Source organism: Microbulbifer mixtoriginis (SeqCode) (assembly GCF_052467515.1).
On sequence record NZ_CP174314.1, the window covers coordinates 2,007,879 to 2,027,350 of the forward strand.

The window sequence follows — 19,472 nt, forward strand, 5'->3', positions numbered from 1 at the left end:
TTTGTGGTTGGGTTTGGAGTAGTTACTTTCACTAAGGATAATAAACAAATCTCTATAGCAGATTAGAAACAGGCGAGATATAACTGTGCTGACAGTTTGGTTGTTATTGTCAGCACAGGTTAGATTAATTGATAGTCATCCTTATATTACACACGAGCAGGTTCGGGCACTTCCAAGTCGGCCTTTTGAGTAAAACTCTGTAGCTCAGAGCGGAACAGCTTTTGTGAGAGTAGTGCAGACATAAAGGCTAAAACAAACAGAGCGCTAAATATCATCCCGCCAGTAATCACCGTCGCCAGGCCTCGATAAATTGCAGCGCTGCTCCCTGGGTTTAACACCAAAGGCAGGTTGCCAAAGATACAGGTGATTGTTGTTAGCATAATGGGACGCGCGCGCAAGCTGGCTGCTGCATAAATAGCTTCTAGCTGACTGGCCCCGGCCTGTAATGACTTTTGAAATTGATTCACTAATAGTATTGCATTGTTGACTACAAGCCCCATCAGAATTACGAATCCAATCATTGTAATTACATCAAGGCTTTGGGGGGTGAAAAGGTTTAATAGCTGTAAACTTAGCATTCCGCCGGCAAATGAGAGGGGTATAGCGCAAAGCACGGCCGCGGCCAGCTTTGCAGATCTTAGGGCAAAATACATCAACAGGGCGAGTACTGCGAGAGCAGCCAAGAATATTTTAAGAAATTCAACTAGAAACAGGTTTAGTTCGTTTGCGCTGCCCCTGAACTGAGTGTGCAAATCGCTATAGGAGCTTTCAGCTAAAAAGGACTGTACCGATTGGTCTACATTTTCAACAAATGACTTCATTGCTACCCCTTCTGGCGGGGTTAGGTTTAACGATGCGCTGACTTCTTGCCCAACTCGTAAAATACTGGCAGGGGCTTGGGTTATTTTCGCGCTTGCTAATTCACGGACAGGAATCAGGCCGTGCCCATCAATCCATATTTCAGTGTTTAGAAGAGCTTCCAGGTTCTGAGGGTCTTTTGCTTTGAAGTAGAATGGTAGCGTGTTAGTGCCAGTATAAAAATGGCCTATGTATATCCCATCGGTCAAAGCCATAAGTTGGCGGTTTAGCTCTGAAACTGTAATACCTAAATAAGTTAATTGATCCAGGCGAGGTTGGAACTCTATGCGTACAGCCCGGTTTTGCAGTGCGCTCCCCTCCTGGATTTGTGCATTTGGAAATTCTGCGCGCAGATGGTTCATTAACTCAGTGCCAGCCGTTTGTAGCCTGGAAAGTTCAGCCCCTTTAATATCCAGTTGGCTTATTCGATTGTTTGGCATTGCAAATCGTAAAAGACCCCCATGCCTGAAATGGATACGGGTGCCTACAAGTCCATAGAGTACTTTTTCATTCATCCATTCCCGTAGTGATTCAAAATCCCAATCGCCTTGGGTATACATATAGAGGTTGCAATTGCTTGGGTTGCAGATAATGCCGTAAGTGGAAACATGACCTTCTATTTCTTTAAAGTTGTTGGTGATTCGATTCACCACGCGTTCCCCGTAATCCGTTCTAATAGCATCTGTGGCTAGTGCGCTCTCAAAGTTGATGAAAACAGAAACCATATTCTGTTTTGGGTCTGGCAATACATCTATGGATGGTGTGGAAACATAGGTAGCTATGAGTGCGATGGGTAGCCCAAGAATAATGGCTGTAATAGACCGTCTGGGGGTAGCTGTAGCTTTGATGGAAAGGGCAACCCATCTTTTTAGGGCTAATAGAATTCTTGTGTTTGAAGATTCTTTCTTTATTTTTTTTGAATGGCCTAATATGTACCTTGCGAATGAAGGTAGTATTAATAAGGCAAAGAGCAATGAGGCGAGTAAAGCGCTTGAGATTGTAAAAGCGAGATCTCTAAATAACTGGCCTGTTGCAGATTGCATGGCAATAATAGGCAAGAATACAATGACGCTTGATATCGTTGATGATGCCAATGAACCTGTAACTTCTCGTGTTCCCTGTACAATGCTTGCCTGGGTGCTAATGCCTTGCTGGCGAAGTCTTTGAATATTTTCCACCACAATAATTGCCGCATCTACCATCAATCCGATAGAAAGAGCAATGCCTGCCAATGAAATAACATTCATGCTTCTACCCCCAATGTACATACCCACAACGACGAGGGAGATGCATACGGGAATGCTGAGGAATATTAACGTTAAAGTTCTCAGGTTACGCAGAAACCAGTACAAAACCAAGCAGGCTAGCAGTGATCCAAGAAGGAGGCTCCCGTACACCAGATTCAGGGAGTCTCGGATTCCTTTGGAGTCATCACGGCTTATGGCCAATTCCATGTCTAACCGAGCTAACTCTCCACTATTCAGCTCCGCCATGGTTGACTTCAGCTGTGCAATAGTGTCAAGAGCATTGACGTTTTCGGTGGGGAGCAAGTAGAAATAAAAGGATCGATTACCCTCAAGGGCAAAATATGCCCAGTCAGATGCAGGCCGTGCGTTTACAGAGGCAATGTCAGAGAGCCGTATAATCTGGTTCCCACGTGTGGCGATAGGTAATTGTGAGAGCTCATCTAGGGGGATCTGGCCCTTAAAGTGTAGTGCATAGTCTTTAGAGCCAATTTTCAGGTTGCCGCCCGATCGGTCCACCAGATCATTAAGATGTGCAGTTACCCCAGCAATACTTAAGGAATTTTGAGTCATCTTCTCTGGATCGAACTCAATATCGACACGCTGTGCGATAGGCGTAGCGGCAACTTCTATAGAGGATACTCCCGGGATTTTACTGATTGCTGGCTTTACGTGGTTTAAAAATGCATCAATTAATTCCAGCTCACTGGCTGACTTCTTCGAATAGAGGAAGAAGGTTGCCAGCGTAGCCCCCGCACCGTTGGCAAAATTGAAAACTTGGGGTGTGCGGACTTGTGTGGGCCAGTTGGGTACCTGATTAATTCTGGAGAGTACCTCAATATACATTTGCTCCATATCTGCTTCAGAGTGAAAGTCAATCGTGACCCAGGCAAAGCCACTGTTGATATTTGTCTGCACCTCTTTCAGGTAGCTTAGGCTCGATAGCTCCTGCTCAAGTGGTGCAACTAATATCTGTTCTATCTCTTCCGCTGTCTTTCCCGGCCAAGGAATAGCCAGTGCAATTTGTGGGCGATTGATAGTGGGGAGTAGTGCATTAGGCAAGTTTAGGCCCGCAATAATACCGGCAACAATTAAGGCAAAAGTGCAACTTATAATAAATGAACTGTATTTCTCCAGGGATTTCATGTGTTTTCCCTCTTTGTCGGAGAGACAGTCTCATTGGGTTGTAGGCCTTCATAACCCAGAACGACTACAAGATCTCCAGGTTTAATGGTTGAACGTACAACAAAGTGCCCCTTCAAGGTATCTATTATTTGAACCTCGGTACTAACCGCCCTTTGATCACTGTCTAGAGTCCAGACTTTATATTGGTCGCCCTCTAGTATTACGGCATCACTGGGTACTTTTGTTACCCTCTCCCGCGTGTTTTTAGTTGAGAGGGGTGTTTGCATCGTTATTTCGAATCTCTGTCCTACTAATAGAGACGGGAATTGCTCTGATTCTGTTTCAAAATAGAGATTGAGATTTTGCGTTTCCGGATTGACCGTATGACTAATATTTCTTAAGGGGATATTTTGGTCCCTAAAAGTAAAGGAGCTGCTATTAAGTAAATTCTCATTGTTTAATTTTTCTTCGGGAAGGCTGCACTCAATTTGATTTTCTTTTAGAGGCAGTAACTGCATAATTCTTTGCCCCGAATTTAGTCTCTCGCCGGGGTTGGCTTCTATACTTACAACCTGACTATCAGTTCTTGCATAGTGTTGCAGTCGTTCTAAACGGTATTCGGCTGTTGTTAGCTGATGCTCGAGTCTTTGCTTTGTGAGCCGGTAGGTATCAGCATTGAGCTTAAGACTGTTTAAGTGGGACGGAGACACCATATCTGCTGAGCGAAGCTTCTCCAGTCTGCTCAGCTCTTCTTCCGCATAAATCAGCTGGCTTTGTGTAATTGCAATATCTGTGCGAATAATCTCAATCTCCTGAGAGAGATAAAATCCATCCTGTGCGGCTACTAACTCGCCAGCTTTAATAATTGATCCTACGGGCTTTACTTGGGTGAGCTCGGCTTCAGTGTGGCTGGAGACTTGGTGTAGGGGAGGAGATAACACCGAACAAAATAAACTGGTATTAATGGCCTGTTGCCACGGGTGTGCAGCCTCAACGAGTACTGCACGACTATCATCAGCAAAAATACTAGAGCTAGAAAATAGAGTGGTAGAAATGATGCTGCTGGCAAGAAATGCTCTAAATTGACTGTTTCGCATTCGGAGGCTCTAGTCGATTTTATTCTTAAATTAATGTTTGTGATGAGACTATCTGGCGCTAAAGAGACTTAATGTCTTTAGTGTTGTAGTTGACAAAAGGGTATGGGGATGCTGATTTTCCTGCAATTGGCCTACGGCAAGGTGAGGCCTAAAGGGGATAAGTGGTGTTTTGAACTTGTTTCTATTTGGTCGGTTTTTTGAGAGGGCTTTTTGTTAGCATAATTCTTTGCTTAGACACTTCCTAAGTGCCATTGGACATGTCTTGCTAAAGCGGAATCGAAATATTTTATTGTAGGCCTGCAGCGTGTTATCGGTGTTACTGAGTTCTGCTTTCTTTATGTTTATAGTTTTTTGTCATGCCAATTTTGCACTATTCAAAGAAACTTTCGAAGGTGCCTGCTTTTGCTGGTTGATAAGGCAATCAACAATTACGTATCCAAGCACCTGTTTAACGAGAGCTTCTGCGGGATAGATTGGTTGCGTATTAAATAATTGGTACTGTCTTTTCTATTTTCTAGACTTTTCTACCGTCTTGTTTTGTGGTCACTTCCGCATCAGTCTTAACCCATTGAAAACCACCAGCAGGCTGGTTCCCATATCGGCGAATACTGCCATCCACATAGTGGCTTCACCGGCAAAGGCGAGTGCCAGAAAGACCGCTTTGATACCCAGGGCAAGGATAATGTTTTGCCAAAGAATATGAGCTGTCGTACGGGAGAGGCGGATAAAGCTGGCGATTTTACCCAGGTTGTCATCCATCAGGGCAACGTCTGCCGTTTCTATGGCGGTATCGGTGCCGGTTGCGCCCATGGCGAAGCCGATATCGGCTCGCGCCAGGGCTGGTGCATCATTGATTCCGTCGCCCACCATGCCGACCCGGCCGTGGCCGGCAAGGGAATCCACTTCACGGAGTTTATCCTCTGGCAGCAGGTTGCCCATGGCCCGATCGATGCCCACCTCCTTGGCAATGGCATCGGCGGTGTGCTGATTGTCACCGGTCAGCATCAGGGTTTTCACCCCCAATTGGTGGAGCTCATCAATGGCTTTGCGGCTGGATTCTTTTACCGTATCGGCTACGGCAAACAGAGCCAAAACACGGTTTGCATCCACCAACATAACGACTGTTTTCCCCTGATACTCCAGTTTTGAGAGGCGATCCTCTAGCTCCTCACTGCAAACGCGCAATTCTTCCACTAGGCGGTGATTGCCCAGGTAATAGCCTGTGCCTTCAATCTCTCCTCGAATCCCGCGCCCGGCCAGGGCTTCAAAGGCTTCTACTTCTAGTAAGGGTGCTCCACTGGCGTTGAGAAATTCTGCCACTGCCTTCGAAACCGGGTGATCGGAGCGGTGGGCGAGGCTGGCGGCGAGGCGCTTTACCCGCGCCTCATCCTTGCCCATTATCAGGGCAAAATCTGTTACCTGTGGTGCACCATGGGTGATGGTGCCGGTTTTATCCAGGGCCAGCCAGCGCAGCCGGCGCCCCTCTTCGAGGTATGCCCCCCCTTTAATCAGTGTGCCGTGTCTTGTTGCTGCTGCGAGGCCACTGACGATGGTGACCGGGGTGGCAATGACCAGGGCGCAGGGGCAGGCGATAACCAGTAGTACCAGGGCGCGGTAGATCCACTCCATCCAGGCACCGGAGAAAAACAGCGGAGGAATTAACGCTGTGGCTAGGGCAACCGCAAATACCAAGGGGGTATACCAGCGCGCGAACTGATCGACGAACCGTTGGGTGGGCGCGCGGCTGCCTTGCGCCTCTTCAACCGCGTGGATGATTCGGGCAAGTACGGCATCACTGGCTACGGCAGTCACCCTATATTCCAGGGCGCCGGACTCATTGATGCTACCGGCAAAGAGGCTGTCTCCAGCTTCTTTATCTACCGGAAGGCTCTCCCCGGTGATTGGGGCTTGGTTCACCGCAGAGTTGCCTTTTATTACTTCGCCATCCAGGGCGATGCGCTCACCGGGCCTCACCCTGACCTTGGCGCCGAGGGAAACAGTTTTTGCATTCACCTCGCGCCACTGGCCATCACCCTGAAGTACTGTGGCGGTTTCCGGGGCCAGGTCCATCAACTCGCGAATAGCGTTTCTGGCCCGGTCCAGAGACTTGGCCTCAATCAGTTCGGCGAGGGTGAACAGCACCATCACCATGGCGGCCTCGGGCCAGTGCCCAATCAAAAGTGCGCCCGTGACCGCGATGGACATCAGCGCATTCATATTCAGGTTGCGGTTCTTTAGGGCGATCCAACCTTTTTTGTAAGTAGAGAGCCCCCCGCCGGCAATGGCGGCTAATGCCAGCAACATGACCAGCCAACTGTTTCCCCCCTGTAACCAGAACACCACCTCAGAAGCGAGTGCCGCCAAGCCGGCTGCTCCCAGCAGCCACCAATTGGCCTTGGTTGCGGGTGGTGCATTTTCTGTATCCGATGGGGAGGCGACCCTGGCATCCAGATCCAGAGGAGTGAGTATGTCCAGGATCTGTTGCTGCATACCCGGAGCGTGTCCAACCCGCAAAATGCGTTGCACCAGGTTAAAGTCCAGGCTGTAAATACCTTCGAGTGGGGTGAGCTTGGCGCGGATCAAACCTTCTTCGGTGGGGCAATCCATTTTGGTGATTGAGAAGAGGGAGCTTTCGCTATCCTTTCCGGCGCCACTATCGAGCGGTTGTTGTAAAGGTTCAGTGCTACTGCCACAACCGCAAGTGGAATCCTGTTTTCCCATGGTTAACTCTCGAATAGCTCAATGAGTGAGCCAGCATTACAATCCCTCTAGTAACTATAGAGTCAAGGGGACACCGGCATGCGTTACCGAATAGGGGAGGCGGCCAAGCAGGCAGGCTGCAAGGTGGAAACGGTGCGTTACTACGAACAGGTGGGCTTGCTGCCACAACCATTGAGGTCCGAAGGCAATTATCGCCTGTATTCAGAAGCGCACTTGGCGCAATTGCGTTTTATACGGCACTGTCGCTCCCTCGATATGCCCATTGAGGATATACGCAAACTGTTAACCTTGCGGGAGCAACCGAGAGAGCACTGTGCTGAAATCAATGCGTTGGTAGATGAGCATATTGATAGGGTGGACAGCCAAATGGCATTACTCGAGCAATTGCGGAAGAGTTTGCTGGCATTGCGCAGCCAGTGTGGCGGCCCCGGTTCTACTGATTCCTGTGAGATTGTACGAGAACTCTCCAGTTGTGACTGCCACCCGGCGCAAAGCACCGTATAAAAGTTATCTGTAAGTTGAGAGTGCCTTATTGAAAAAATTGTTGAGTAAGTTATCGGGAGAATTATTGAGCTGGCCACGGGGAAAGTACCGGGTTGTCTTTCTAGTGGCTCTGGTTGTTGCTCTTACCCTTGCCGTTTGGGCTTTTTTCGCTGAGCCAAGAAGCTTCAGGATCAATGAGCAAGCGCTCAGCCTGGAATCTTGGCCAGCTTCCTGTAGCGGTTTAAGCGTGGCGGTATTGGCGGATTTACATGTGGGTTCCCCCTATAAGGGTATTGAAAGCCTGCGCTCATTGGTTAACCAAGTAAATGCCAGCAGTCCTGACTTAGTGCTACTCCCCGGTGACTTTGTTATTCAGGGGGTCGTCGGTGGTTCTTTTGTGACACCGGAGAGCGCCGCTGAAGTGCTTGCCGGCCTCAGGGCACCCTTGGGCGTTTTTGCCGTAATGGGCAATCATGACTGGTGGCTGGACCCAAAAAGAGTAGAGCGGGCTTTTACTGAGAAAGGCATCCCGCTGCTGGAAGATGCATCCACCAAGATCAGTAGCGGCCACTGTGCCTTTCAGTTGGTTGGCATCAGTGATTTCTGGGAGGGACCACACAATATAGATCGGGCAATGTCTGCCATTGAAGAGTCGGAGACAGTCTTAGCCTTCACTCACAACCCAGATATATTTCCCCAAATTCCACAACGGATTGCCTTGACGATTGCCGGCCACACCCATGGCGGCCAGGTATTTTTCCCCTTGATTGGCCGTCCGATTGTGCCCTCCCGCTACGGGGAGCGCTATGCCATTGGGCATATCGAAGAGGAGGGCAAACACCTGTTTGTGAGCCCAGGGGTAGGCACCAGTATCCTGCCGGTAAGATTTCTGGTGCCGCCAGAAGTCACTTTGCTGAGGCTTTTTAGCCGTGGTGAATAAATAAGCAGTTTATGGTTGGTTGGATTGGTTATCTGCTTTGGCAGGATGTAAATAGAGCGCTGGATTAGAATGGTTGCCTGGCTTAATGGGAGAACCTCTTATGATAACTATCAAGCGCAAGGTCTTGTTTGGGGACTGTGATCCCGAGGGTATTGTTTATACCCCGAGGTTTTCCAATTTTGCCCTGGAGGCCACCCATGAAGCCATGTCTATTTTATTTGATGGGCCGGCTATAGCCACTATGAAGAAGCGGGGGTTCCTGACACCGGTGCGGGCTTTTAATCTGGAATTCTTAAGCCCGGTTACTTGGGACCAGGAGTTACAACTTAAAGTCAGTGTACACAAGGTTGGCAATCAGTCGTTTACCTTTCTTGTGCAGGCTTATCTTAATCCAGACCTATTGGCTTTTACGGCAACAATTACCTATGTCACCCTTTCGGTTGAAACCAAACAGAAGATCACCTTGCCGGAATGGTTGAGGGCGGCACTGACAGAATTTAATGCCCGGCAAACCTCTAATCCATAAAGTTCTCTACAAAGAGATCTTTCCAGTTTATTTCCAGAGTAACTTGTACCTTTTCAGATAAGGGAAATTGCTCTGGATCAGAGAGTACAATTTTTGCGAGCTGATTGCGCTCCTGGGGTTTAAACGTATTCTGGAATTCTTCCGGTAGTTGATCGGAAATAGGCAGTAACTCAGAGATCACGCCTTTATCTTTGTAGCGGCCACTCTTGACCGTGACAACCATGCCCGGCCGAAGAGCAAGAATATATCGGCGCGGCATATAGGCGAGTACATAGGGTTCCCCCCAATAGACTTGCATTAGGGGTTCCCCCTCACGGTAGACATCGCCTACAGAGGGTATAGTAGCGCCAACCAAGCCATTTACCGGGCTGCGGACTTGGCCATCATCGTAGTGGTCTTTCAGCCTCTGGTAGGCCGTTCCGGCTACCTTGATTGCTGCATCGACAGCTTTTCTTTTCTTGTCTAGCGTGGTGCTTTCTACCTGAATCTTGACCAGTTCCTGGCCCGCATTAAAGTTATCCCTGAGTACTTCCTGATAGGTGATCTTGCTAACAAAACCCTTATCGGCCAGCTTATTGATTCGCGCCAGAATCTCTTCTATCTCTTGCTTGCGGTGTTCTGCAGGAACCAGCAGTTGTTTGGCCGTCTCGGAAAGCAGGGTAAACTCGGCGGAAATTTGAATCAGGTTGGCCTGGCGGCTGGAGAGATCTGCCAAGCGCTCCAGTAGTTCCATGGATTCTATTTTGAGGAGTAGCTGCCCCTCCTTAACAGATTCCCCCTCATCAACCTCTACCGCGGTCACTCTGGTGATATAACCCATCTCGACTGCGGCGTAATCCCTAAGGACCAGCCCGTCTCCTTTGAGGATAAACAAATCCCCAAATAGATAGCGCAGAATAGCCAGGGCAAATAATATCAATACCCCGATATAGATGCGCCGCCCAATGGCACTATGATGGGGGCGGACTTCACTGGCCATGGTGTCTGGGCGGATATGTTTTCGTATAGTTCTCATTGAACTTACTCCCTAACACGATGCACTTTGGAGGGTGCGTAAGTGTCGGAATAGGAGGTTTTAAATACCCACTCCTGAATATAAGAGTAGAGCCGAACGATACGCATCAGATTGACATACAAAATACTGTATCCCAGCAGGTAGGGCCAAATTGGAGTGGCTCTAAATTTATTTGTGGCAAGTGCGCTGAGGGTGAAGGTAATAATGTCCATTATGATCAGGACAATCTGAGCCGCTATCAGAATAAACCAGCCATTAACGCCGTAATGGTAAAATAGCCAGACTAAGTAAACTGGCAGAATTAAGATGGCAATTACATTAAAGAGCAGGAATTCGAATTGATGAAAAAATTCCCTAAATTTAAGGCGACGTTCAAGCGGATTAATGAAGTGGCGATACTTTCTGAAGCGTAGGCGAACGGCATCTCTTTCCCAGCGAAACCTTTGCCGGATCAACGTTGCTAGGTTGGTGGGGACATCGGTATAGCAGATGGAGTCAGCAGCGTAGCCAATTTTCCAACCATAGTGGCGTAAGCGCAATGTGACATCCAGGTCTTCACCGCCGCCGGAGTCAAAACCGCCTACCTGTATTAAAGCCGTTCTACGAAAAGCACTAAAAGCTCCAGAAGCACAGGACATTTGTCCTAGCATGAAAAGCGCGTGCTTACCTAGAGAAATGCTAATGATATATTCAATTGCCTGAAAAACTGTAAGTAAATTCACATCCCAGTTGCGCACTAAAATATTGTTTGATGCCCCCCCGACCTCGGGATCATCGAACTGACGTAAGATATTCTTTATGGCGTGATAGTCGAAGGAGCAGTCGCAGTCAACGTTTAGGATAATTTTCCCTGTCGTATAGCGAATGGCTAGGTTTGCTGCAGCAGATTTCCCTCCGCGCAATTCTGTCGAATGTGCACCATGAATCAGGCCTATTTTTAAGAGTTGACGGATTTTATCTCTAGTCCCATCTGTGGAACCATCGCTTACTACAATAATCTCATCGGGAGGGCGGCTTTGCTCCCATAAGCTGAGTACACATTTCTCTATAGCGTCCTCTTCGTTGTGACCGGCAATAATCACAGAAACTTTCCCCAGACTTTTAAAGTCTGCTTCAAATTCTGGTTTCGAACTAAAAAAAACCAGCGCAGTAAAGAACGAAAATAAGTAGCGGGGGATCTCGAAGATCACCACCACCCAGAGCATCAAAAAAAGCGTTGTATAGCTTTGAGAGATAAGGTAATAGTAGCCGTCCTGAATTTCTTCCCACATTAGCTCAGGTCCTCGGGGCCATAGACCTGGAGGATGGGTTCCACATCCAGTCGCAGAGAGCTCGCGGCTCTTTGCCCGGCTTCTTCACTAAATTTGTACAGATCTTTCTGACTGATATGGCTTACCAGAATAAAATCTTCCATCCTGCCTTTGGCCGCGGTAACCGGGTATTCCCCTTTCATCACCTTTTTTAGCGAGTGGCTTAAACTCTGGAAAAACTGATTGCGGCTATGAAAAAATTGGCGGTTACCGTGTTCTTGCTCGATCAAATATTCATTTTCATATTTGATGCAGAGCAGGGCAAATTCGCTCTCATTGTTTTTCCAATCTTTCAGCTCTTTGTTTAAAACCACGATAAGTTCGAATGGAAGCCCGGCAAAGATAGGGCTTTGCTGGGTGAGTTCCAGGAATGCATGGCCGGCATGCAGGTAATGAACGGCTTTTTCGGTGAGGCTATATTTAAAAATATCCCCGGTTTTTACCGAATCGCCATCTATATGGGTATCGCAATTAAGGCATAAAAAGCCAACTTCTGTTTCTGAACTGGATTTGCCGCAGGAGTTGCATATCAAAATGGTGCCCGGTTTGTCGTAATCACTGCCGAAATGGCTCATTTCCATTCGGCACTTGGGGCAGATCAAGTATTCGCCCTGGCGAAAGTCGTCTTCAGGACCCAGGTAGGCGCACTTAAAGTGGTGCAGATAGAAGGATTCTCTCAAGTTGGGGGATCGACATTCCGGGCACTCTTCGCGCACATTAAATTGAGAGGCGCTGCAACCGTTACAAATATGCCGGCGGTCAAAAAAGCTGCCGGCCAGTAATTCGGCCGTCATCATTTTTTCGCATTCGTGCAATACCGTTTCTGAATCTAACAGGGTGTTAAAGCATACGGTGGTGCGCGAATCTGGCTGGTAGCTAGGGGTTAGGCTTATCCCGGAGACAAAGATGCGGGCCAGGATTTTGTCGTCATCGTTCTGGGGGTTGTAGAAATCCGGGTGCAACTGAGAGCGGCGAAAGTTAAAGGAATCGATCAACTTGCCGTACTCTGTAGGGTCAGCCTTGAGCGTGTTAGAGGCATCCAGGTCTGCCCTGACTCCCAGTGTGCCGGTTAGGTCAATCACCGGTAGCAGGTGCAAGCCTATCTGGCTGTTCCAGAGTTTTTCAATGCACTTAGGAGTCATGGGCTCCTCAACCACCAGGGCATCACACTTCTCAATGCCTGGATGCACCGTATTAAAATCACTGGGCCAGCGATAATAGTTGTATGCATCAGTGAGAAAGGAGATGGCAAACCCTCCTACAGAAGGGGCAAACTGACGCCGGTTGTACTTGGTTGATACGGTTGGCGGGTAAAATTCCGCCTTAAGTAAAACGATAGACCACGAGGGCTGAAGCGCCAGCCCGCAGGAAATAAGGAGATAAGGCTGGGTCTTATGAGCTGGGTATCGCGATTGACTATAAAGTCGAGTTTCAGTCAAAAAAGTGGGGTCGCCAAGGAATAACTATCGGCTTCTGGGGTATTCCCAGCAATTTACTCCCTTACCTTATGTACTTTTGAAGGGGCGAAGGAATCCGCATAGGAGGTTCTAAAGATCCACTCCTGTACGTAGGCATAAAGCCGTACTACACGCATCAAGTTGACATAGAGGATGCTGTAGCCAATAAGAAAGGGCCAGAGTGGAAAAGTACTGAATTTGTAGGTGGCATAGGAGGCGAGCGCAAAGGTGAGGCAATCCAGCATTATCAACACTATTTGTGCACCGATTAAAATAAACCAGGCATTACTGCCATAACTCGCAAACAGCCAGACCAAGTAGATGGGCAAAGCGATAGCAGCGATCACATTAAAGATCAAGAACTCAAATTGATGAAAGAACTCTTCGAATTTGATGCGGCGCTTAAAAGGATTGATAAAGTGGGCGTACTTGCGGTAACGCAAACGCACAGCATCCCGCTCCCAACGCAAGCGCTGGCGAATTAGAGTCAGGATATTCGTGGGTACATCCGTATAGCAGATCGCCTCTGGGGCGAAGGCGATATCCCAGCCGTAGTTGCGCAGGCGAAAAGTAATATCCAGATCTTCCCCCCCACCGGAATCAAAGCCACCAATCTGGTCAATAGCGGTTTTTCGGAACCCGCTGTAGGCGCCAGATGCACAGCACATTTGCCTGATCATGGCCAATGCATGCCTGCCGAGGGAGATACTGACAATGTATTCGATGGTTTGAAATGCGGTGAGTAGGTTATCGTGAGGGTTGCGCACAAAAACATTACCGGAAACCACCCCCACTTTGGGGTCTTCAAAGGGGAGTAACACTTCCTTCATGGTGTGGTGCTCAAAGGAGCAATCACAGTCTACGGTGATAACGATATCGCCAGTGCAAAAGCGTATTCCCAGATTTAGTGCGGAGGCCTTACCGCCTCTAAGTTCTGTCGCATGGGCTCCCTGAATGAGTCCTCGGGTCAGTAAGCTGGACATCACTTTTCTGGTTCCATCGGTGGAGCCATCGCTCACCACGATGATCTCATAGGGCTTAACACTTTGCGCCCAAAGACTGTGCACACACTTTTCGATCGACTCCTCCTCGTTATGGCCGGCAATAATCACCGAAATTTTGCCGATTTTCTCCAGATCTACTTCTTTCTCGATCCTTGAGCTAAAAAAGAAAACCGCGGTGAAGAAAGAGAAGATATAGCGAGGGAGTTCCAGAAAAATCACGATCCAGAACATGATAAACAGAGCGCCCCGGCTCTGTGCAGAGAGAAAAATAAAGCCGTCATGGATTGTCTCCATCATCAGTGCAATACACCTTTGATGGAGGCTTTAAGCTGCTTGTTCGGTGAGCAGCTACAGAGAGCGTCTTTACAGAGAGTGTCTTGGCTGTGGCTCTCTTTGAGCCGGGACATGGCTATTCCTCCAGTTGCGAGGCAAACCTGGTGGCAATTGCAGGCTTCTTTCCGGGCACTTTGAAGCCATAGATACGATATATTGAGAGGATCGAGACGCCAAATTGTCCAGCAGACCAGGCGCTCAGGCGCTATAGGTGGCCTCAACAGAAGGGATCAATTTCTAGGTAGCGATGGTTGAACCAGCTTGTGTGTTCCAGTTCGCTTGTTTTTACTTGTTACAAGTACAAAGTGGCCAGGGGTAGGGCGGCCAGAGGGGAAGACTTTGTAACTGGCTTAGCGCTCAAGGAATACTGCTGTGGCCATCCCGCCAGCAGTACAGACCCCGATAACCGCCTTGTGCGCATCTCTGCGCTTGAGCTCCATCAGTGAAGAACCCAGGTAACGAATGCCGGACATCCCATAGGGGTGCCCAAGGGCAATGGCGCCACCATTAACATTAGTAATATCCCAAGGGGTGTCCAGTTCCGCTTGGTTATAGAGGGTGGTAACGGCAAAGGCTTCGTGTAACTCCCAAAGGTCTATCTCTCCCATAGAAAGCCCCTGATGCTTCATTAAGCGCTTGATGGCTGGCGCCACGGCGATACTCATTTCATCGGGGGCCACCGCTGCAAGCTGCATACCACGAAATAGCCCCAGAATGGGCAGATTTCTTTTGGCGGCCAGCTCGGCATCCATCATGACGACGGCCGCAGCGCCATCAGAGAGCTGCGAAGCGTTGCCCGCGGTTACCGTGCCGCCATCATTCACTGGCTCTAAAGCCGATAACCCTTCCAGGGTGGTACCAGGGCGTGGGCCTTCATCTTCTTTCAGCAACACTGTCTTTTCTGAGATCTGCCCAGTCTCTTTATCTTTTATCGACATGACTGTCTCAAAAGGAACGATTTCTTCGGCAAATTTGCCTGCTCTGTGCGCTTCCGCCACGCGTTTTTGTGACTCCACCACATAGGCATCCTGTGCCTGCCGGCTGATAGAAAAGGTGTCAGCGACGAAATCCGCTGTTTGGATCATGGTCCACCAAACCGCGGGGATTTGTTGTTGCAGGGGCTCATAGACAAAGTGATTCAGGTTCAGGCTAAACTGCACGAGACTAATACTTTCTACGCCACCGGCAACGCCGACCTGCATTTCCCCGCTGGCGATCCGATTCGCTACGATCGATGCGGCATTGAGACCCGAGCCGCAGTAGCGGTTAATCGTCATACCGGGCACTTTGACGCCACAACCTGCAAATAGGGCGGCGTTGCGAGCGATATTGTGGCCGGTTGCCCCCTCAGGTAATCCACAGCCCAGTACAACGTCTTCTACTTCCTCGGGATCCAAAGTAGCTCTGTGCAGCGCTTCCTTGATGACATGCGCGGCCATGGGGATACCGTGGGTTTGGTTTAAGGCACCGCGCCTTGCTTTGGCGATTGCGGTTCTACAGTAGGCAACAACGGCAACGTCTCGCATGGGGTATGCCCTGAGTTTTGAGGCTTTTGTAAACAGTAGAACAGCTGATATTACTTTGTACTGGAAGCATTATCTGGAGGGTTAGGGGGGTTAAAGATAGTTTATTGACCTGCCACTTCCCTGGTATCTACTATCCTGCCAAGCTGTCAGGTGTGACTAATGTAGCGTATATCGACTTTTTTCGGTTAAACCTTCATCAAAATTTAATACTTCGTAGAATAAACCGACTTCTTTGTTGGTACGCATTTCTATAAAATGCGCGCCAATTCACATTATTCGAATTCTAAATAACAAACAGGAAGTTGGGGTTTATGACTGTTTCTCGCCGTACATTTGTGCAAGCCATGGGGCTTGCGCTGCTTACACCATTTACCGTTCGCTCATTAGCGGCTAGCAATAGCGAAACCTATGCGCGCTTTAATCTGAGTGGCAGCCCCTCGGGCTACGATGTCGATCAGGATGGGTTGATCTTCGATTTGTCTGTGGCCTCGGGTGATCCCAGCCAAACTGGTGTGGTGCTCTGGACCCATATCAACCCCGCTGCCTTTGTACCCGGCCAAATCCTGTATGTGGATGTGGCTTTGGACGAGTCATTTACCCAGCCGGTGTTGAGTGCTGAGATCAATGCTGAGGATATTAGTGCGGATCGTGACTACACCGTAAACATCGACCTGGAAGGCTATCTGTCTCCCAATCAGCGTTACTACTACCGCTTTAAATACGGCGCACTGTGCAGCCGCACCGGGCGCTGCCATACCCTGCCAACTGGTGGGCTGGAAAGTATCAAAATGGCGGTGGTGACCTGTCAGGATTACACCACGGGCTATTATAACGCCTACAGCCATTTGGCCGATGAAGATGTGCATTGCGTATTGCACTTGGGAGACTTCATCTATGAGTACGCGCAGTACGAAGGTTTTGAGGATGCGATTGTTCACCCAATGAGCCTGCCTTCCGGCGGTAATGTGGCTATGGATCTCGAAGACTATCGCCATATTTACCGGGAATACCGCAAGGATAAAAACCTGCAGCGGGCGATGGAAATGCATTCCTTTATTATCACCTGGGATGACCACGAAACTGCGGATAACGCCTACTGGGATTACGATCGCGATACCCTGGGTGTGCCATCCCATCCCTACCAAACTGGCGCTAACAACCCCGAGCAATTGCGCCAGCTGCGCCGCGATGCGCAACAGGCCTGGATTGAGTATGTACCGGCTCGTGTAAAAGTGGATGAAGCGGCCAGCCACGCCTTCGACTACCTGCAAATTTACCGCTCTTTCCAATTCGGCGATTTGGTCGACTTATATATGACCGATAGCCGAACCTATCGCACCAAAGAGCCCTGCAAAGACGGTAGTGCCTGGGAAAACTACTGGTGCACCGATTACGAAGAGAAATCCCAAACCATGCTGGGGAAAACCCAACGGGATTGGCTGATTAATGGCTTGGTCAATTCCAATGCCCGCTGGAAAGTTTGGGGTAACCAGACCCTGCTTGCCCAGTTAGCAGGCACCGCACTGGGGCGCCCCCTGGTATTCGCTAACTACGATGCCTGGGATGGCTATCAATGGGAGCGTGAGAAAATTCTCTCCAGTGTGAAAGACAACAGTGTCGATAATTTTGTTGTGCTGACCGGGGATCTGCACACCAGTATTGCCTCTTACCTGAAAGTGAACTTCAACAAGATCAGCAACTGGGACTATGACAACTTGGTAGGCATTGAGCTGATGACCCCTTCGATCTCGTCACCGAACCTGAATGATACGGTAGAGAGAGGGGTCGACGTGGGTAGCGTATTCACTTCATTGCTTAATGGAGGCGTGCAGGTTAACAATCCGCATATCAAGGATTTTGTCAGCAATATCTATGGTTATGCGGTGATTGAGTTCAACCACAGCGAGCTGAATTGGACTGTCTATGACATTGACAAAAAGTCAGACAACCCATCCACCAATAAAAAGACCTACAAAACGTTTAACTACGAACCCGAAGGTATGTGGCTGACGGAGAAATAGCCAAACCAATAACCATCTTTAATAGCGCCACCCAGTGACTCACCTCAGTGACTGTGGTGGCGCTTTCCCGCGCCTGTTGTATCAACGCCTACCTTTCTAGATTTGGGTCAGCCCCTCAGTCCCTAAGGCCTATAGAAGCTATCCGTGTTGCTATCTGTCTCTGGGTAACCTATACCCTCGTGACAGATCGAGCGGGTTCCGATGTCGATGCTCACCGTGAATACCACCAGGAGCCATTGATGTTACAGAAAGCGTACCCCTACTACCTGGCCAATGAAGCCATCTATGCCAATACCGAGCTGGATGTAACCGATAAGTACTCCGGCGAGGTGGCAACACAGGTTGCCATGGCAGATGCCAAGGTGATCGATAGCGCGATTGATTGGGCCTTGCTGGCAGAAAAACCCATGGCTGCGTTTCCGCCCTACAAACGCCAGCAAGTCTTGGATCACTGTGTACAGCGCTTTCAGACTCGCTTTGAAGAGTTGGCCGTGGCCCTGTGTATTGAGGCGGGTAAACCGATCCACGATACCCGTGGGGAAGTCTCCCGTTTGATTGATACCTTCCGTGTGGCCGCAGAAGAGGCGGTGCGTATTGATGGGGAGATTATCAATCTGGAAATCTCCAAGCGCAGCGCAGGCTACCGGGGATTTGTTAAACGGGTTCCAGTAGGGGCCTGCTCTTTTATTTCACCGTTTAATTTCCCATTGAATCTTGCGGCCCATAAAGTGGCTCCAGCCATTGCTGCCGGCTGCCCCTTTGTGCTCAAACCCGCGAGTAGAACCCCGATCGGTGCCCTGATTATCGCAGAGGTACTGGCGGAAACCGATCTGCCCAAGGGGGCCTTCTCGGTGCTGCCCTGTCACCGCGAAGGCGCGGACCTGTTTACTGTGGATGATCGCTTTAAGCTGCTCAGTTTTACCGGCTCTCCTGCGGTAGGCTGGGACTTGAAGGCCAGGGCAGGGCGCAAGAAGGTTATTCTGGAATTGGGTGGCAATGCCGCCTGTGTGATTGACCGGGATACCGATCTGGAAGATGCGGTAGAACGCCTGATCTTTGGAGCTTTTTATCAGTCGGGCCAGAGCTGTATCGGTGTGCAGAGGATCTATGGGCATTCCAGTCTATATGAGGACCTGAAAGCGCGTTTGCTGGAGCGCACCAAGAAGCTTAAGAAAGGTGATCCTAAAAATGAACATACGTTTATTGGTCCGATGATTTCAGAGGGGGAAGCGACAAGGTTACATAACTGGATTAAAGAAGGCGTTGAACAGGGAGGCACGCTTCTCTGCGGTGGTAACCGCGATGGCGCCATGCTCGAACCCACGTTATTAGAGAATGTCCCCAGTGATTGCAATGTAGTGCAGCAGGAAGCTTTCGGGCCTGTGGCGATACTCGAGCCTTTTGATGATTTCGATGAGGTGCTGAAAAAGGTCAATGACAGCGCATTTGGCTTGCAGGCCGGGATTTTCACCCGTGATTTGTACAGAGCCCAAAAAGCCTGGGACACCCTGGAGGTGGGTGGTGTGGTAATAGGGGATGTGCCCAGTTGGCGGGTAGACAATATGCCCTACGGTGGTGTGAAGGATTCCGGCCTGGGCCGAGAGGGGGTGCGCTGGGCGATCAAGGATATGACCGAAGAGCGGTTGATGGTGGTGCGCTCACTGCCTGCCTAGCTCGAGATTTGTAGGGGCTCAACAAACATGCCGGCTCGATCAGTGGCTCTTTAAGCGTATATGGCGGGATTGCCCCTTCCATCTAGAAGCGTACTTAATAACAGGCTGGTGAATGACTTTAGGTCAAAATACAGCCTGC

Annotated in this window: 13 protein-coding genes; 5 read left to right on the forward strand and 8 right to left on the reverse strand. The window is 49.3% G+C overall.

Features of this window, described 5'->3' with window-relative positions:
- Positions 1-146: 146 nt before the first annotated feature.
- The 3 genes from ACJJIT_RS08645 to ACJJIT_RS08655 all read right to left on the reverse strand — a co-directional run bounded on the left by ACJJIT_RS08645 (position 147) and on the right by ACJJIT_RS08655 (position 7,045).
- Positions 147-3,248, reverse strand: a complete 3,102-nt coding sequence (locus ACJJIT_RS08645; protein ID WP_444900664.1) for an efflux RND transporter permease subunit — start codon at positions 3,246-3,248, stop codon at positions 147-149.
- Positions 3,245-4,324, reverse strand: coding sequence for an efflux RND transporter periplasmic adaptor subunit (locus tag ACJJIT_RS08650; RefSeq protein WP_444900665.1), 1,080 nt, complete (start codon positions 4,322-4,324; stop codon positions 3,245-3,247). The genes ACJJIT_RS08645 and ACJJIT_RS08650 overlap by 4 nt, the downstream gene beginning before the upstream one ends.
- A gap of 543 nt (positions 4,325-4,867) precedes the next feature.
- On the reverse strand, positions 4,868-7,045 hold the full coding sequence (locus ACJJIT_RS08655) for a heavy metal translocating P-type ATPase (protein ID WP_444900666.1): 2,178 nt from the start codon (positions 7,043-7,045) through the stop codon (positions 4,868-4,870).
- Between the two features lie 78 nt (positions 7,046-7,123).
- Between ACJJIT_RS08655 and cadR the strand changes: the two genes are divergently transcribed.
- From cadR to ACJJIT_RS08670, 3 genes are all read left to right on the forward strand, one after another.
- Positions 7,124-7,549, forward strand: a complete 426-nt coding sequence (gene cadR, locus ACJJIT_RS08660; protein WP_444886291.1) for a Cd(II)/Pb(II)-responsive transcriptional regulator — start codon at positions 7,124-7,126, stop codon at positions 7,547-7,549.
- A gap of 64 nt (positions 7,550-7,613) precedes the next feature.
- Entirely contained in the window at positions 7,614-8,468 is an 855-nt protein-coding gene (locus ACJJIT_RS08665; protein ID WP_444900667.1) for a metallophosphoesterase, read from the forward strand.
- Positions 8,469-8,568: 100 nt separating this feature from the next.
- Positions 8,569-8,994, forward strand: a complete 426-nt coding sequence (locus ACJJIT_RS08670; RefSeq protein WP_444900668.1) for an acyl-CoA thioesterase — start codon at positions 8,569-8,571, stop codon at positions 8,992-8,994.
- Here ACJJIT_RS08670 and ACJJIT_RS08675 read toward each other — a convergent pair.
- The 5 genes from ACJJIT_RS08675 to ACJJIT_RS08695 all read right to left on the reverse strand — a co-directional run bounded on the left by ACJJIT_RS08675 (position 8,984) and on the right by ACJJIT_RS08695 (position 15,639).
- Positions 8,984-10,009, reverse strand: a complete 1,026-nt coding sequence (locus tag ACJJIT_RS08675) for an HlyD family secretion protein (RefSeq protein ID WP_444900669.1) — start codon at positions 10,007-10,009, stop codon at positions 8,984-8,986. The genes ACJJIT_RS08670 and ACJJIT_RS08675 overlap by 11 nt on opposite strands.
- Positions 10,010-10,014: 5 nt before the next feature.
- Positions 10,015-11,280 (reverse strand): glycosyltransferase family 2 protein, encoded by a 1,266-nt coding sequence (locus ACJJIT_RS08680; RefSeq protein WP_444886287.1) that lies wholly within the window; start codon positions 11,278-11,280, stop codon positions 10,015-10,017.
- Positions 11,280-12,758 carry a TackOD1 domain-containing metal-binding protein gene (locus ACJJIT_RS08685; RefSeq protein WP_444900670.1) on the reverse strand — a complete coding sequence of 493 codons (1,479 nt, stop codon included), beginning with the start codon at positions 12,756-12,758 and terminating at the stop codon, positions 11,280-11,282. The genes ACJJIT_RS08680 and ACJJIT_RS08685 overlap by 1 nt, the downstream gene beginning before the upstream one ends.
- A gap of 53 nt (positions 12,759-12,811) precedes the next feature.
- Entirely contained in the window at positions 12,812-14,077 is a 1,266-nt protein-coding gene (locus ACJJIT_RS08690; protein WP_444890219.1) for a glycosyltransferase family 2 protein, read from the reverse strand.
- A 386-nt stretch (positions 14,078-14,463) separates the two neighbouring features.
- On the reverse strand, positions 14,464-15,639 hold the full coding sequence (locus tag ACJJIT_RS08695; RefSeq protein WP_444900671.1) for a thiolase family protein: 1,176 nt from the start codon (positions 15,637-15,639) through the stop codon (positions 14,464-14,466).
- A gap of 311 nt (positions 15,640-15,950) precedes the next feature.
- On the opposite strand from ACJJIT_RS08695, the gene ACJJIT_RS08700 reads away from it, so the two are divergent.
- Together ACJJIT_RS08700 and ACJJIT_RS08705 are read left to right on the forward strand one after the other, a co-directional pair.
- Positions 15,951-17,660: an alkaline phosphatase D family protein gene (locus ACJJIT_RS08700; protein ID WP_444900672.1), complete on the forward strand. Its 1,710-nt coding sequence runs from the start codon at positions 15,951-15,953 to the stop codon at positions 17,658-17,660.
- A gap of 179 nt (positions 17,661-17,839) precedes the next feature.
- Complete coding sequence (locus ACJJIT_RS08705; RefSeq protein ID WP_444900673.1) at positions 17,840-19,333, forward strand: aldehyde dehydrogenase family protein; 1,494 nt, start codon at positions 17,840-17,842, stop codon at positions 19,331-19,333.
- Positions 19,334-19,472 lie beyond the last annotated feature (139 nt).